This window comes from Streptomyces monomycini, from assembly GCF_022271435.1.
Classification (GTDB): Bacteria; Actinomycetota; Actinomycetes; order Streptomycetales; family Streptomycetaceae; genus Streptomyces; species Streptomyces monomycini.
Genome location: NZ_JAFIQY010000012.1, coordinates 104,648 through 119,795, shown reverse-complemented (window position 1 = coordinate 119,795; position 15,148 = coordinate 104,648). Strand labels below are relative to the sequence as shown.

Sequence of the window (15,148 nt, the reverse complement as noted above, 5' to 3'; positions counted from 1 at the left end):
AGGGCTGTTCGGCCCGGTGAAGGGGCTGTTCGGCCCGTCCCGGAGCGCCCGCCCCCGGCGGATCCTTGGGACATGGGAACCGCTGGTCCCGAAGGGCCCGCCCGGTACGGCCGCGGGCTCCGGTGCCACGCAGGAAGGGGAGGTGGGGCGGTGAGGACGATGAACGCACGGCTCGGTGCACTGCCCGCGGAACACCGTGAGCGGCTGATGGCACGGGCCCGGGAGGTGTCCTTCCCTGCCGGGACACGGATCTTAGAGGAGGACCGGAAGGCCGACCGCTTCTGGATCCTGCGTACCGGAACGGTCCAGCTCGACCTCCGGGTACCGGGCCGCCGCGCCGCGGTCGTCGAGACGCTGCACCCGGGCGACCTGCTCGGCTGGTCCTGGCTGTTTCCGCCGTACAGCTGGCACTTGGGCGCGGAGACGCTGAGCCCCGTACGGGCCTGGGAGTTCGACGCGCGGGAGATACGGGCGCTGTGCGAGGAGGACCCCGCGCTCGGGCACGCGCTGGTGCTCCGGTACTCCCAGGTGATCGGGGACCGGCTGCGGTGCGCGCGGACCCGGCTGCTCGACCTCTTCGGCCCGTACGGGAGCGGCGTGCGCTGACCACCTGTGTCCGGGCCCTGGCCGGGCGCCCGGGGCCCGGGCACAGGTTTCGGCCGTCGGGGCCGGCGGATCCTCCTCACGCCGCCGGCCCCGGCTGCGGGCCGGTGGACGGGTGTGTGGTGCACGGGCCCGAGATGCACAACCCTGGGGGGAAGGAGCCCGCGCTGAAGGAGTCCGTGATGCAGGAGCCCGTGACGCCGGCGAACAACAGCCCCCGCACCGTCGGCGACGTGATGACCCACACCGTGATCAGTATCGGCCGTGCCGCCCCCTTCAAGGAGATCGTCCGCACGATGGAGCAGTGGAAGGTCAGCGCCCTGCCCGTCGTCGAGGGGGAGGGACGGGTGGTCGGTGTGGTGTCCGAGGCCGATCTGCTGCCCAAGGAGGAGTTCCGCGACCACACCCCCTCACGCATCGAGCAGATGCGCGTCCTGGACGCCCTGATCAAGTCCGGCGGTGTCACCGCCGACGAGCTGATGACGGCGCCCGCCGTCACCGTGCACGCGGACGCCAGCCTCGCCCAGGCGGCCCGCACCATGGCCTGGTACCGGATCAAACGGATGCCGGTGGTGGACGCCCTCGGCAGGCTCGAAGGAGTCGTCAGCCGCAGCGACCTCCTCAAGGTCTTCCTGCGCGAGGACGACGACATCGCCGAGGAGGTGCGGCGGACGGTCGTCGGCCAGCTCTTCGCGTCCCGGCGGCAGGAGGTGCGGGTGGAGGTGTCCGAGGGCATCGTCACCCTCGCCGGGGCCATCGCCGACACCTCGCTCATACCGGTGGCCGCGCGTCTCGCCCGGGCCGTCGAAGGGGTGGTCGACGTCGACATGCGGCTCAGGGGCGACGGCAGCCCCTGAAGCGCGGGAGGGGCGGGCGGCGACGGCCGGCCGCCCCTCCTCGTCCTCGTGACACCGCGCGACGGCCGGCCTCAGCCCCGCGTCCCGGTCAACCACGTGCCCCTCCCCTCATCACTTCGCGGCGTGCCGCGTCGCCGTGCGCTTCGCTTCTCCGCGCGTGTCGGTAATGCGGGCGTAGGCCGACGCGCGCGCGGGGTGTTCTCCGCGCGCAGAGAGATCGAGGTGGGCGCATCATGCATCGACGCGAGCGACTTCCCTGTCGCCGTACCGCACTGGCCGGTGCCCTTGCCGCCGGGGCGCTGGCCCTTGCGGCCTGCGGCGGCGACGACGGCGGCGGGCCGCGGACGGCGAGCGGCTCCGCCGCGGCGTCCCCCAGCGGTTCTCGCACGGACGCCGCGCACAACGACGCGGACGTACGGTTCATGCAGCGGATGATCCCGCACCACCGGCAGGCCGTGGAGATGACGGAACCGGCCGGTGCCCGCGCCTCCGACCAGGAGGTCAAGAGCCTGGCGGCGGCGATCTCGAAGGAGCAGACCGCCGAGATCGCCACCATGCGAGGGTGGCTGCGGTCCTGGGGCGAGCCGGAGGCGGCGGCGACCGGCTCCGGCGACCCGGGGTCGCCCTCCGCCGAGCACAGTCCGCACGGCATGGACCACGGGCAGGTCGGACGGGACGAGTCGGACATGGACGGGATGGTGTCCGACCAGGACATGGCCGCCCTGAAGGACGCCGAGGGCGCCGCCTTCGACCGGAAGTTCACCGAGATGATGATCAGCCACCACGAAGGCGCGATCCAGATGGCGCGCACCGAGCGCAAACTGGGCCGGGACACGGGCGCGAAGCAGCTCGCCGACTCCGTCGTACGGAGCCAGTCGGCGCAGGTGGCCCAGCTCAAGGCGGTCCGCGACCGGCTCTCGTCCCGCTGACCCGCCCCGCCACGGCACACCGGCACACGGCCCGGGCCTCCCCTGCCGTCCCACCGAGGGGAGACCGCCCGGGCCGTGTGGCGTACGTCATGCCGTACCGCACCTCAGCCCCTCCATGCATGAGCAAGCGCGCCACGCCAGACACTTTTCAGACATCACACGCTGTTCATCGGCAGGACACCTTCATACGGCAACCAGTTGTTAACTTACCGAGAAGTGGTAATCGCCTACATCAGTAGGGAGACATACTTCATGACCACCGAATTCCTTGCCGCAGAGGTGAATTCCCCGACGCACGGCTTCCGCTCCTACGTCGAATCCCTCCTCGCCGTCCTGGCGGAAACTCCGGACCGTCCCGTCATCACCACGGCGGACGGCCGGGAGGTCACCGCCGGGGAATTCCGCGACAGCGTGTACCGCATGGCGCGGGAGCTGTCCGGCTGGGGCATCGGGCGCGGCAGCACCGTGTCTCTGCTCTCCGGGAACCGGCCGGAGGCCCTCACCGCGCGGTACGCCGCCAATCTGCTCGGCGCCCGGGCCGTCTTCCTGTACCAGGGCATGGCCCCCGAGACGCTCGCCCACATCGCGGAGAGCGTCGACACCGAGCTGCTGCTGATCGACCCGGACCTGCCGGACGCCACCGAGAGCCTGCTCGCCCGCGCCCGGCCCCCGTACGTCCTCTCCTTCGGCCCCGGCCCGCACGGCCAGGACCTGCTCGCGCGTGCCGCACGCCACGAGCCCCGTCCCGTTCGGAGCGCGGCGCGCCCCGAGGACGACTGGTGCATACGCCACACCGGCGGCACCACCGGCGTCCCCAAGGGTGTGCGCATGGCGCACGGCCCCTACCAGGACATGCTCGCCTTCGGCTCCCTCGGCGCGGGCGAGCCGCCGCGCTTCCTGGCCTGCACCACCCTCGCGCACGTGGCCGGCAACATCGCCGACGCCACCTTCCTGGCCGGCGGCTCCGTCGTGCTCCAGCACGCCTTCGACCCCGGCGAGGTGCTCGCCGCCGTCGAGCGCGAGCGCATCACCCACCTGTGGCTGCTGCCCCCGCTGATCTACCGCCTGCTCGACCACCCCGGCCTGGCCGGCACCGACCTGTCCAGCGTCCAGCGGATCACCTACGGCGGCTGCGCCGCCTCACCGACACGGCTGCGGCAGGCGCACGAGGCCTTCGGCGCGGTGCTGTTCGGCGGCTACGGCCAGTCCGAGGCGGGCCACATCACCGTCATCGGCCCGGACGAGCACCGGAACATGTCCCCGGAGGGGCAGGCCACGGTGGGCCGGGTGATCCCGGGCGTCGAGGTCGTCATCCACGACGAGCGGGGCGCGCCCGTCCCCGTCGGGTCGGTGGGCGAGATCCGGGTCCGTTCCGGCCAGGCCATGACCGGCTACTGGAAGCAGCCCGGCCTCACCGCCGAGGTGCTGCGGGACGGGTGGGTGCACACCGGCGACCTGGGCTACCTCGACCACCAGGGCTATCTGTACCTCGTCGACCGGCTCAAGGACATGATCATCGTGGTGGGCGGCCACGTCTACACCAGCGAGCTGGAGGACCTGCTGCTCACCCACCCGGCCGTCGCCCACTGCGCGGCGTTCGGCGTGCGCCGCGCGGACGCCGGCGAGGAGGTGCACGTCGCGGTCGTCCCCGCGCCGGAACACTCGCTGGACCTGGACCGGCTGCGGGGCTTCGTCACCCGCCACAAGGGTGCGATGTACGCGCCCACCGGGCTGCACCTGGTCACCGAGATCCCGCTGACACCGGTCGGCAAGCCGGACAAGAAGCGCATCCGGGCCGTACTCGGCGCGTGAACGGGCCGGGTACGGCCCGTACCGGTCCCGGCCGCCGCCGGCCGAAAAGGCCGGGACCGGATGTTCCGGCTCTTTCGCCGGCACCCCTTCAGCGGTCCGGTTCCGCGAAGAAATCAATGATCGCGGAATTCACCGGACCGGGCTTTTCCAGATAGCCGAAATGGCCGCACCCGGATATCTCGGTGTACCGGCAGCCGGGAATGCACGCGGCCACTTCCTCGGCCAGCCGCGGCCTGACGACCCGGTCGTCCGCGAATCCGACGACCAGACACGGACACCGGATGTGCCGGTAGGCGGCCCGCCGGTCCTCGATCACCTGAAGTCCGAGCTGCCCGCGCAGGCCGGCGAAACTCACCGTCGCCGTCATCTCGAACACGTCCAGCCAGCCGCGCAGCCGGTCCGGATCGCCGAGCGTCTCCCCCGACAGGTACTGCAACGCCTGGACGTACGCCGCGTACCGGGGCGGGAGCGCGACCCCGCTGTCGCACAGGTCGATCTCGGCCGCCGCCATGGCGCGGACCAGTGTGTCCGCCCGGCCGATGGTCGCCATCAGCACGGCCCTGCGGACCAGCTCCGGCCGGGCCACGAGCAGTTCCTGCACGACGACCGAGCCCAGCGAGAAGCCCACCACGCGGCAGGGTCCGGGGCTGACGTGGGCCAGCAGACCGGCTAGGTCGGCCGCCATGTCGTCGAGGGTGAAGGGCTGTTCGGACGCACCGTCCGGCGCGAGGCCCCGGTGGTCGAACGTGATCACCCGGTACCCGGCCGCGGTCAGGGCGGGCACCTGGTGCGCACGCCACACCCGTCCCGGCGCGCCGGTCCCGGTGACCATCACGACCGGCTCCCCGGCACCGTACTCCTCGTAGTCGAGACTGATCCCGTTGGTCCGCACCACCGGCATGGGCCCGCCCCCTTCGTCCGCCGCGTCCCGTGCCCCTCCATCAGAGCAGGTACGGCCCGGCTTGTGCGGGTGTCCGACCGACCGCGCACCGGCCTGTGGACGCGGCCGCCCGCGCCCGCCCGCATCGCGCCACTCCGTGGCCGCCCGACCCCTTGTGCCATGTCGCGCGAGCGTTTCCCATGTCAGCAGACACGAAAAAGCCGTCCTGCTGACCGTCGCCGGTCGAGAGAGGCTGTCGTATGCGGAGTGTGGGAGTGGAAGAAGAGCTTCTCCTGGTGGACCCGCACTCAGGGCAGCCGCGAGCTGCCTCCGGGACCGTACTGGCCTCGGCCCCGGCCGATTCCACCCTGGACAAGGAACTGCACCGCGAGCAGCTGGAGATCGCGACCCGCCCCCGGCTGCTGATGGAGGACCTGGCGGCGGAGGTCGCCCACTGGCGCGGCGAGGCGGCGCGCCAGGCCCGCCGGGCCGGTACGGAACTGGTGGCCCTGGCCACCTCGCCGCTGCCCGTCGTCCCGTCCCTCAATTTCGACGAGCGGTACCAGCGGCTGGCCGAGGAGTTCGGCCGCACCGCGCAGGAACAGCTCGCCTGCGGCTGCCACATCCATGTGTCCGTCGAGTCGGACGACGAGGGCGTGGCCGTGCTGGACCGCATCCGCCCGTGGCTGCCGACGCTGCTCGCCCTGAGCGCCAACTCGCCCTTCTGGCAGGGCAAGGACACCCGGTACAGCAGCTACCGGAGCCGGGTGTGGGGCCGCTGGCCGTCGTCCGGGCCGGTGGAGCTGTTCGGCTGCGCGGAGAACTACCACCGGCGGGTGCAGGAGATGCTGGCGACCGCGACCCTGCTGGACGAGGGCATGATCTACTTCGACGCCCGGCTGTCGCGGCACTACCCCACCGTCGAGATCAGGGTGGCCGACGTCTGCCTGCAATCCGACGACACGGTGCTGATCGCCGCTCTCACCCGCGGGCTGGTGGAGACCGCGGCCCGCGCGTGGCGCGCGGGCGAGCCGCCGGACCCGGCCGGGATCGGCCTGTTGCGGCTGGCGACCTGGCGGGCCGGCCGGTCCGGGCTGTCCGGCCGCCTCATCCACCCGCTCACCTGGACCCCGGCGCCCGCCGAGGCCGTGGTCCGCGCCCTGCTCGACCATGTCGGCGAGGCGCTGGAGGACTCCGGTGACCTGGGGCTCGCCAAGGAGCGCCTGGACACCCTGATGGGCCGCGGCAACGGAGCGCACATCCAGCGGGAGCGGCTGCGCCGTACGGGCAGCCTGCGGGCGGTCGTCGAGGAGTGTGTACGGCTCACGACGCTGTGACGGCCGCGTGGCCGCGTATCGAGGCCCCGGCCTGCGGTCGGGCTCCGGTGCCCCGTGGTGGCCTGTGGTGCCTCCGCGGTGGTCTGTGGTGCCTCTGCGGTGGCCTTCGGTCCGTTCTTCGGTCACCCCGTGGTCGTACCGTGAAGACCGTCGCCCGACCGCCGCCCGACAATCGGGATGGCCGGTTCCTGCCCCGCCGGAGCCGGCAACCGACGATCGACGGAGGCGAGATGCTGACCGGTAGCGACCGGCTGGACCCCGGTACCGCGGAGGGCGCGGACTGGGTGGGCGCGCACATCTTCTACGACACCGGCCAGGACGCGCTGCTGACCGAGGTCGTCCGCCCGCTGGTCGCACGGCTGACCGACGACGGTTTCGTGCAGCGGTGGTTCTTCCTGCGGTACTGGGAGGGCGGCCCGCACGTCCGGCTGCGCTTTCTCCCGGCCCGTACCGCCGACCGCGCCGCGATCGAGCGGTTGACCGGACAGCACGTCCGCGCGTTCCTGGAGGCCAGCCCGTCCCCCGACGTCGTGGACCGTACGCGCTTCGCCCAGGTCTCCGAGGGGCTGGCCAGCCTGGAGGGCCGGTCCGACCAGGATCAGCACGAGGAGGTGCGGCCCAACAACTCCCTGGAGTTCCGGCCGTACGAGCGGGAGAACTCCGACTTCGGGTACCGCACCGCCATCGCCGCCGTGGAGCGGCACTTCCGCGAGTCCAGCGAGCTGGCCCTGTCCGTCGTCGGCACCGGCGCGACCGTCGAACAGCGCGCGATGCTGGCGTTCGACCTGGTCGTCGGGGTGTTCGCGCTCCTCGACGAGGTCCGCGACCGGTGGTCGCGCAACGGGGGCCCGCCCCTGCCCTTCGGCAGCGGCCCGGAGGCCGAGGACGTCGGGCCGCGGTACCGCGCCCAGCAGGCGCAGCTCCAGGAGCGCGCCCGGCGCGTCTGGCGGCTGGCGACCGCGCCCGAGGAGGCGCTCACCGGCGCGGGCGCGGACCCCCGCGCGTACTGGATGGCGTCCCTGCGCCGGCTGCGGGACGCGCTCCACGAGCTGGAGGACGCGGGCAGCTTCACCAACGAGTGGACGGACTCACCGCTCGTCGGGCCGCTCGAACTGGCCGAGACCGCGCATCCCGCCACGAGCCTGGTGCTGCTGCGCAGCGGTCACCTGGTCAACAACCGGCTCGGACTGACCCTGTGGCAGGAGAGCCAGGTGCGGTTCCTCGTCGGCCGGGTCCTCGCCGAACTGCCCGAGGCGCTGACCGCCTCATGAGCGGGGCGTCCGCCGAGTGGCACAGCATCCACGTCCACCACCACGACGAGAGCACCGAGCCCGCGCTCGTACTGGACGCCGTCCGCCCGGCCTTCGAAGCCGTCCGGGCGTCGGTCGACGGCGCCTGGTTCGGCCGGCACTGGCTGCGCGGCCCGCACCTGCGTCTGAACTTCCGTACCACGGCCGAGGAGTGGTCCTCGCACGTACGCCCGCGGGTCGTCACAGCGCTGGAGACGTACGTCCGCGACCACCCCTCCACGGTCCGGCTGGACGAGGACGCGCTCGCGCCGGTGCACGAGCGGCTGGCGGAACTGGAGATGGAGACCGGCCCCCGGCACCCCTGGGTACCGGACAACACCGTGCTCGAACAGCCCTACGACCACCGGCTGCCGGTGCTGGGTTCGATGCGGGGCAGCGAGGTGCTGGCCGATTTCCTGAGCGACACGAACGACCTGGCGTTCGCGATGTACGAGCACCTGCGGGGCGGGGGCGCCCTGCCCGTACTGGCGCTGGACCTGATGTGGACCACCGCGTCGGTGGCCGCCGTCCCGTTCGACGAGGGCGGCGCGCCGCTCGCCCGCGGCTTCCTGTCCCTGCGGTCGCACGCCGACGCGTTCCTGTCCCGCACCCACGACCCGGCCGGCTACCGGGCCGCTTTCGACGAGCGGTACCGGCGGCAGGCCGACGCGCTGACCACCCGGCTGCGTACGGTGGAGTCCGTCCTGTCCGCGGAGCCCGGCTCCACCGAGGCCGCGGACGCGGGCGCCACCGTGCCGTTCGTACGGGAGTGGGCCGAGGCCGTACGCCGGTGCCAGCGTGTCGCGTACCCGCTGCTGGAGTCGGGCGAGCTGACGCTCAGCGGCGCCGGCCTGGCCCCCCGGCTGCCGACCCGGCAGCTCAGCGATTTCCACCGGCTCCTGCAGACCGACCACGGCCACGACGGCTTCCTCCGCGACGACCACTGGTTCGCCTCCTTCCGGCTGGTGGTCAACTACCTCTACATCCACCTCAACCGCCTCGGGCTGAAACCGGTGGACCGCGGCCTGCTGTGCCACCTGGCGGCGAACACGGTCGAAACGGTGCACGGCGTCACCGCGGAAGACGCCTTCCGCCGTCATGTCGTGTCCTCCTCCCCCACCGCGGCCGCCCCCGAGTGGTCCCGGCTGAGCAAGGAGTGGGCCGACGGACGGGCCGAGGGCGCGGGCACCGTGGAGTGACGTCCCGTTCCGAGTGACGTTCCGTTCCGAGTGACGTTCCGTTCCGGGTGGTCAGTACCGCGGGGGTTGTACATCCGCCGCCGTTACCGCGGTCGGTGGAGCGCGGATGTCGGCTTCTGGTTGCGCCGGTCTCAACTCGTGGGCTGACGCCGGGCGCCGCTCCGGCGGATAGCTTCTTCCCGTACCGCGCCGGGGCGGACGGGGAGCACCACCACCAGGGCCGCCGCTGCGCCGTACGGCCATGAGGGGGAGCGCCGAGGCGTCCGGTGACGTACGCGCCGGGCGGGTCGGGCGGTGCCCCCGGAACCCGAAGGGGGAAAAGGAATGCGACCCAATGCTGTGACGAGGACCCTCGTCAGTGTCACCGCCGCCGTGGGGATCTTCGCCGGCGGCCTGGCGGGGGCGGGCGCGAGCTTCGCCGCGTCCGCGCCGGCCGCGCAGCCCGCGGTGACGGCCGAGGCCGTCACACCGCTCGCGGTGAACAACCTCGGACTGAGCGCCGCACAGGCCAGGAAGGTCCAGGGCTGGCTGAAGAAGCACTGGCAGTACCGCGGGCAGATCGACGGGGCGCTGGGCACCGAGAGCTGGAAGGCGTTCCAGCGCTGCCTCAAGAAGTACTGGAAGTACCAGGGCGCGATCGACGGGAAGCCCGGTGTCAACACGGTGAAGGCGCTGCAGCGCCTGCTGAAGGACAGCTGGGGTTACACCGGCAAGATCGACGGGGACCCCGGGACGAAGACCAAGGCCGCGTTCAAGCGGTTCGCCAACGCCCTTTAGAGCCACGGCTCCGGAGGTGAACTGACGCCGTCGGGCGGCGCGCCGGCCAGGCGCGCCGCCCGATCGGGTGTGCGGGGCCGGTGCCCGCCGGTGCAGGGGGGCGGCCGGTCCCGTGGGGCCGCCGGTCCAGGGGATCGCCGGTCCGGTGGAGCCGCCGGTCCGTCGTCACCCGAGCACGCGGACCGGTGAGCCCGCCAGGTACGCCTGGATGTCCTCGACCGCCTGGCCGTAGTACGTACGGTAGTTGTCCCAGGTCACGTAGCCGAGGTGGGGCGTGGCCAGCAGCCGGGGCGCGGTGCGTACCGGGTGGTCGGCGGGCAGCGGCTCGGTGTCGAAGACGTCGATGCCCGCGCCGGCGAACCGGCCCTCGTGCAGTGCGGCGAGCAGGGCGTCCTGGTCGACGACGGCCGCCCGGGACGTGTTCACCAGGTACGCGGTCGGCTTGAGCAGCGCCAGCTCGGGGGCGCCGAGCAGGCCCCGGGTGCGGTCCCCCAGCGCCAGGTGGACCGAGACGAAGTCGCTGGTGGCGAGGAGTTCCTCCTTGCTCGCCGCGCGGCCGACGCCGACCTCGGCGGTCCGCTCCTCGGTGAGGTTCTGGCTCCAGGCCACCACGTCCATGCCGAAGGCCGTACCGACCTGGGCGCCCCGGCTGCCGATCTTGCCCAGTCCGAGCAGTCCGAGTCGCCGGCCGTGCAGGTCGGTGCCGACCGTGGACTGCCACGGGCCGCCCCGGCGCAGCGCGGCGCTCTCGGCCGCCACACCGCGGGCGAGGCCCAGGAGCAGTGCCCAGGTCAGCTCGACGGGCGGGGTGGAGGCGCTCTGTGTGCCGCACACGGTGACCCCGTGCTCCGCCGCCGCGGCGAAGTCGATCACGGAGTTGCGCAGGCCGGAGGCGACCAGGAGCCGGAGCCGGGGCAGCCGGGCGAAGAGGGAGGCCGGGAAGGGGACCCGTTCGCGCAGGGTGACGACGATGTCGAAACCGGCCAGCTCCGCCGCCAGTTCGTCCTCGGTGGCGAAGTGCCGGGTGAAGGAGACGACGTCCACACGGTCCTGGACGGGGGTCCAGTCGGCCGCCGTCGTGGCGATGTCCTGGAAGTCGTCGAGCACGGCACAGCGCAGGGGCACGGCAGTCGTCTCCGTAGGTGCGATACGTGGGGGCGCGCCCCGGGGAGCACGCGGCAGGATGATCACATTACGGCGGGCGGAAGCGCATGGGAACGGGGGGCGTTCGGGCCGGCGGACACGGGAGCCGAGGCGGCTCCGTACGGCCCCGTACGGCTCCGGTGGCCGGCGGCCCGGCGCGGCCCGTCCTCCGTGAGTGTGGCGGGGCCCGGCCGGACCCGGCGGCACCGGGCTCCGGAGCCGAGAGAAGGAGTGCCTGAACGACATCTCAGGTTTCAGCGACGTGGCGGCGGGCTTCCCCGTGTACGCGCGCGGCGTCATCCCCGTTCCGGGCACCAAGGCGGCCGTCGCGCCGCTCAACGGCCCGGTGCGCTGCGGCGGCGTGACCGTACGGTCCGGCGACATCGTGGTGGCCGACGAGGAGGGCGTCGTGGTCACTCCCGCGGACCGCCGGGACGAAGTACTCCTCGACGCGGAGAAGAAGCTGGCCAAGGAGGCCGCCGCGACCCTCGCCGACCGGGAAGCGGCCCACCGGGACCGGATCGACACCATCCTGCGGGGGCAAAGCTTCACGGGCTGAGCAACCCCTGCGGGGCGCCGGCTCACCGTGTCGGCGCCCCGCCCCCATCGTGCGCCGCTGCCGGGCCCCCGCCACGCTTTCCGCGCATCCGGCACCGCTCGCAAACCCCTCGTCCAGGTCGTATCTCCCCCGCCGTGGGGCGCATCGCGGTACGGGCGGTGGTACACCGCTCACGACGCGGCTCAACTTTGCTGACCGGAACGTTCCGCATCATCCGCAAGAGTGAACAGCGGCAGCGGATTGCTGGGTAAGTGCCTAATGCACCCGCTTTCCGGGTGACATGGAAGGCACACCGAGACGGGCGTCCGGCCCCGGCGCGGCCCGGCCACGAGGCCGGCCGGTCCACCGCCGGCGGGACCGTCCGGACGCGGCTCGCGCGGTGCCGCACCGCTGCCTCCGGCTCCTCTCCCACCGCCTTCAGCCGACCCGGGCCACCCGGTTCCGCCCGGAACCGCGCGCCCCGGCCGTCCGGGCGCTCCGACCGCGGTACTCCGACCGTTCCGAGGTATTGACCATGCTGCGACCCTCCCAGGTGCCCGGCCGGCCGGACCGGCACGCACCCTGGAACGACACGGCCACGCCGTACCCCCGCGACCGCTGCCTGCACGAGCTGTTCGAGGAGCGGGCGCTGGCCGCCCCCGGGGCGCCCGCCGTCCGGCACGGCGACCGCACCCTGACCTTCGGCGAGCTGAGCCGGCACTCCGACGCCCTCGCCCGGCGGCTGCTGACCGCCGGTGTCCGTACCGGCAGTACGGTCGGTGTGCTCGGCGGCCGGTGCCCCGAGGCGCTGGTGGCGTTCCTCGCCGTCGTCAAGTGCGGCGCGGCGTACGTACCGTTGGACGACGCGTACCCGCCCGCCCGGTTGCGTGCGATGGCCGAGGAGGCGGACGTACGGGTGGCCGTCGCGCTGCCGGGCAGCACGAGCCGGGTGCGCAGACTGCGGGCCTGTGTGGACGGCGGTCTCGCCGCGCCGGCCCCGGCAGCGGACGCCCCGGCCGAAGCCCCCGACCCACCGGCCGGAACCCCCGCGCCACCGGCCGGTGCCCCCTCCCCACCAGGCGTGACCGTCACCCCGGAGGACTGCGCCTACGTCATGTTCACCTCCGGCTCGACCGGCCGCCCGAAGCCGGTGGCCGTCCCGCACCGCGGCGTCGTGCGGCTGGCCGCCTCCGGCTCCTGGCTGTCGCCTCCGGCACCCGGCGAACGGGTGCTGCACGCGTACAGCTGCTCCTCGGACGCCTCGACGATCGAGATCTGGACGGCGCTGCTGTCCGGCGCCTGCCTCGTCGTCGCCGAGCGGGAACACCTGCTGTCCGTGGACGCGCTGGAGCGGCTGCTGCGCGAGGAGGACGTGGCGGTGGCGTTCCTGACCGCGGGGGTGCTGCATCACGTGGCCCGCACCCGGCCGGAGGCGCTGCGCAGCCTGCGGTTCGTCTCGGCGGGCGGCGAGGCGCTCGACCCGCGGCTGTGCCGCCGGGTGCTGTCCGCCTGCCCCGGGACCACCTTGGTCAACTTCTACGGGCCCACCGAGAACAGCGTCGTCTCCAGCGCGTACGTCGTACGGGAGCTGCCCGCCGACGCGGCCGCCGTGCCCATCGGCCGTCCCTTTCCCAACTCGACCTGCCATGTGCTCCGCGAGGACGGCACCCCCGCCGGGCCGGGCGAGGAGGGTGAACTGCTCGTCGGGGGCGACGGCATCGCCATCGGGTACCTCAACGACCCGGCGCTGACCGCCGAACGCTTCCTCGACGACCCGTTCGGGCCCCGCCCCGGCGGGCGCCTGTACCGCACGGGTGACCGCGCCCGGTGGCGGCCGGACGGCACGCTGGAGTACCGGGGGCGCCGCGACCGGCAGGTCAAACTGCGCGGTTTCCGCGTGGAACTGGACGAGGTCGAGGCGCGTTTGCGCGCGCACGAGACGGTCGCGGAGGCCGTGGTGGAGATCGACGGGGAGGGGCCGCGCGCCCAGCCGGTGGCCTTCGTGACGCCGGCCCGCCCCGGCGCGGCGGTCCCGGCCGATCAGGTGCGCGCCTACCTGGGGTCCTGGCTGCCCGCGCCCGCCGTGCCGGGGCGCATCCACGTCCTGGACCGCTTCCCGGTCACCGGGGCCGGAAAGGTCGACCGGCGTGCCCTGCTCGCACGGTCGGCGGTGCCCGCCGGGCAAACGCGTGCGACCGGGAACGGTCATGCGAACGCAAACGAGCAACCGCGCCTGGAGGAGCCGGATGCCGCGGCTGCCGGAAGCGGCGGTCCGGCGGCCGTGCTCGCCGGCGTCTGGGAGCACGTCCTGCGCGTCCGGCCCGCTCCCGACGACGATTTCTTCGCCCTCGGCGGCGACTCGCTGCTCGTCGCCGAGGTGACCACCAGGACCATGACCGCACTGCACATGGACGCGGCGCACGGCACCTTCCTCGTACGCAGTCTGCTGCGGTCGCCGACGCTCGGCGCGTACACGGCGGCGGTGGACCGGGCGCTGCGGGACAGCCGGGCCGGCCGCCGGACCGGCCCCGCGCCCGCGTCGGAGGCGGACTTCCTGCGGGAAGCGCGTCTCGGGCTGCGATTGCCGCCGGTGCGGGGGCCTCTTCCCCGCCCACGCGACCCGGCGCGCGTCCTGGTCACCGGCGCCACCGGCTACATAGGCGCGTTCCTGCTCGACCGGCTCGCGCGGGTCACCGGCGCCGAGCTGCTGTGCCCCGTACGGGCCCGGGACGCGGCGCACGCGCGGCGCCGGGTGTGTTCCAACGCCGCTCGGTACGGCCTGGACCTGTCCCCGTACGAGCAGCGGCTGACCTGCTTCCCGGCCGACCTGACCGTCCCGCGCCTGGGACTGACGGAAGCGCGGTTCGGTCAGCTGGGCGAGACCGCCGACCTGATCCTGCACGCCGGGGCACACGTCAGCTTCCTGCACCCGTACGCCGCGCTGCGCGCTGCCAACGTCGGCGGCACCCGGGAACTGGTCCGGCTGGCCGCCGGGCGGCGCGTCCCGCTGCACTTCCTGTCCACCGTCGCGGTGCTCGCGGGATTCGGCACCGCCGGGGTGCGGGAGGTGGACGAGGACACCCTGCCGGCCCACGCCGACCACCTGTCGATGGGGTACGCGGAGAGCAAGTGGGTGGCCGAGCGGATGCTCGCGGAGGCGGCGGAGGCGGGGCTGCCGGTGGCGGTGCACCGCCCGTACGAGGTCACCGGCGAGGAGCACACCGGCATCTGCAACACCGAGACGGCCATCAGCTCACTGTTCCGCGTCATCGCGGAGACGGGCCTGGCGCCGGACGTGCCGCTGCCGCTGGACTTCGTGCCGGTCGACCATGTGGCCGCCGCCGTGGTGCACCTGGCGACCCGCGAACCGGCCGACGGCCGCACCTACCACCTCACCAACCCCCGGCCGGCCCGCCTCGCCGACATGGTGGACCGGATGCGGGCGGCGGGCTACGGCATCCGCGAACTGCCGTACGACGCCTGGGTGGCGGAGCTGGTACGGCATGTCGCGCGCAACCCCGGCAGCCCCACGGCCCCGTTCGTCTCGCTCTGTGTGGACCGCAGCAACAAGTCCGACATCAGCGTGAAGGAGATGTACCTCGATGACGTCTTCCCACGGCTCGGACGCGCGAACACCGAACGGGGCCTGCGGGACAGCGGACTGCGCTGCCCGCCCACCGACGCCGCCCTCCTCGACCGCTACCTCGCCTTCTTCCGCTCCAGTGGCTTCCTGCCCCCGCCGCTCCCCCGCGCCGGCGAGTGAGCCGGCGGCGGGGGCGCGGGG

Annotated in this window: 11 protein-coding genes and 1 pseudogene; 10 read left to right on the top strand and 2 right to left on the bottom strand. The window is 73.4% G+C overall.

What is annotated here, in order from left to right; translation table 11 throughout:
* Positions 1–159 precede the first annotated feature (159 nt).
* The 4 genes from JXZ78_RS16650 (at position 160) to JXZ78_RS16635 (ending at position 4,201) form a co-directional block, all read left to right on the top strand.
* Positions 160–606, top strand: a complete 447-nt coding sequence (locus JXZ78_RS16650; protein ID WP_030019176.1) for a cyclic nucleotide-binding domain-containing protein — start codon at positions 160–162, stop codon at positions 604–606.
* A gap of 179 nt (positions 607–785) precedes the next feature.
* Positions 786–1,460, top strand: coding sequence for a CBS domain-containing protein (locus JXZ78_RS16645; protein ID WP_030019175.1), 675 nt, complete (start codon positions 786–788; stop codon positions 1,458–1,460).
* Positions 1,461–1,693: 233 nt separating this feature from the next.
* Positions 1,694–2,389 carry a DUF305 domain-containing protein gene (locus JXZ78_RS16640; RefSeq protein ID WP_030019174.1) on the top strand — a complete coding sequence of 232 codons (696 nt, stop codon included), beginning with the start codon at positions 1,694–1,696 and terminating at the stop codon, positions 2,387–2,389.
* 252 nt (positions 2,390–2,641) lie between these two features.
* Positions 2,642–4,201: an AMP-binding protein gene (locus JXZ78_RS16635; RefSeq protein ID WP_050502281.1), complete on the top strand. Its 1,560-nt coding sequence runs from the start codon at positions 2,642–2,644 to the stop codon at positions 4,199–4,201.
* Between the two features lie 88 nt (positions 4,202–4,289).
* Here JXZ78_RS16635 and JXZ78_RS16630 read toward each other — a convergent pair whose 3' ends face one another.
* On the bottom strand, positions 4,290–5,102 hold the full coding sequence (locus JXZ78_RS16630; RefSeq protein WP_030019172.1) for an alpha/beta fold hydrolase: 813 nt from the start codon (positions 5,100–5,102) through the stop codon (positions 4,290–4,292).
* Between the two features lie 239 nt (positions 5,103–5,341).
* Here JXZ78_RS16630 and JXZ78_RS16625 point away from each other — a divergent pair, with 239 nt between their 5' ends.
* The 4 genes from JXZ78_RS16625 (at position 5,342) to JXZ78_RS16610 (ending at position 9,683) form a co-directional block, all read left to right on the top strand.
* A complete protein-coding gene (locus tag JXZ78_RS16625; RefSeq protein WP_030019171.1) occupies positions 5,342–6,418 on the top strand; it encodes a glutamate--cysteine ligase 2 in 1,077 nt (358 codons plus the stop codon).
* Positions 6,419–6,648: 230 nt separating this feature from the next.
* Complete coding sequence (locus JXZ78_RS16620) at positions 6,649–7,689, top strand: thiopeptide-type bacteriocin biosynthesis protein (RefSeq protein WP_030019170.1); 1,041 nt, start codon at positions 6,649–6,651, stop codon at positions 7,687–7,689.
* Positions 7,686–8,906, top strand: coding sequence for a thiopeptide maturation pyridine synthase (locus JXZ78_RS16615; RefSeq protein WP_030019169.1), 1,221 nt, complete (start codon positions 7,686–7,688; stop codon positions 8,904–8,906). The genes JXZ78_RS16620 and JXZ78_RS16615 overlap by 4 nt, the downstream gene beginning before the upstream one ends.
* Before the next feature lie 324 nt (positions 8,907–9,230).
* Positions 9,231–9,683, top strand: coding sequence for a peptidoglycan-binding domain-containing protein (locus JXZ78_RS16610; RefSeq protein WP_030019168.1), 453 nt, complete (start codon positions 9,231–9,233; stop codon positions 9,681–9,683).
* A gap of 165 nt (positions 9,684–9,848) precedes the next feature.
* On the opposite strand, the gene JXZ78_RS16605 is transcribed toward JXZ78_RS16610, so the two are convergent.
* Entirely contained in the window at positions 9,849–10,808 is a 960-nt protein-coding gene (locus tag JXZ78_RS16605; RefSeq protein WP_030019167.1) for a D-2-hydroxyacid dehydrogenase family protein, read from the bottom strand.
* A 286-nt stretch (positions 10,809–11,094) separates the two neighbouring features.
* Here JXZ78_RS16605 and JXZ78_RS16600 point away from each other — a divergent pair.
* A pseudogene (locus tag JXZ78_RS16600) lies at positions 11,095–11,385 on the top strand (RraA family protein); the annotation flags it as partial.
* Positions 11,386–11,899: 514 nt separating this feature from the next.
* Complete coding sequence (locus tag JXZ78_RS16595; protein WP_050502294.1) at positions 11,900–15,127, top strand: amino acid adenylation domain-containing protein; 3,228 nt, start codon at positions 11,900–11,902, stop codon at positions 15,125–15,127.
* Positions 15,128–15,148 lie beyond the last annotated feature (21 nt).

Bases quoted from the DNA above. Each gene is read 5' to 3' on its own strand.
- JXZ78_RS16650 (WP_030019176.1), top strand. From the start codon at position 160: ATGAACGCACGGCTCGGTGCACTGCCCGCGGAACACCGTGAGCGGCTG.
- JXZ78_RS16645 (WP_030019175.1), top strand. From the start codon at position 786: ATGCAGGAGCCCGTGACGCCGGCGAACAACAGCCCCCGCACCGTCGGC.
- JXZ78_RS16640 (WP_030019174.1), top strand. From the start codon at position 1,694: ATGCATCGACGCGAGCGACTTCCCTGTCGCCGTACCGCACTGGCCGGT.
- JXZ78_RS16635 (WP_050502281.1), top strand. From the start codon at position 2,642: ATGACCACCGAATTCCTTGCCGCAGAGGTGAATTCCCCGACGCACGGC.
- JXZ78_RS16630 (WP_030019172.1), bottom strand. From the start codon at position 5,102: ATGCCGGTGGTGCGGACCAACGGGATCAGTCTCGACTACGAGGAGTAC.
- JXZ78_RS16625 (WP_030019171.1), top strand. From the start codon at position 5,342: ATGCGGAGTGTGGGAGTGGAAGAAGAGCTTCTCCTGGTGGACCCGCAC.
- JXZ78_RS16620 (WP_030019170.1), top strand. From the start codon at position 6,649: ATGCTGACCGGTAGCGACCGGCTGGACCCCGGTACCGCGGAGGGCGCG.
- JXZ78_RS16615 (WP_030019169.1), top strand. From the start codon at position 7,686: ATGAGCGGGGCGTCCGCCGAGTGGCACAGCATCCACGTCCACCACCAC.
- JXZ78_RS16610 (WP_030019168.1), top strand. From the start codon at position 9,231: ATGCGACCCAATGCTGTGACGAGGACCCTCGTCAGTGTCACCGCCGCC.
- JXZ78_RS16595 (WP_050502294.1), top strand. From the start codon at position 11,900: ATGCTGCGACCCTCCCAGGTGCCCGGCCGGCCGGACCGGCACGCACCC.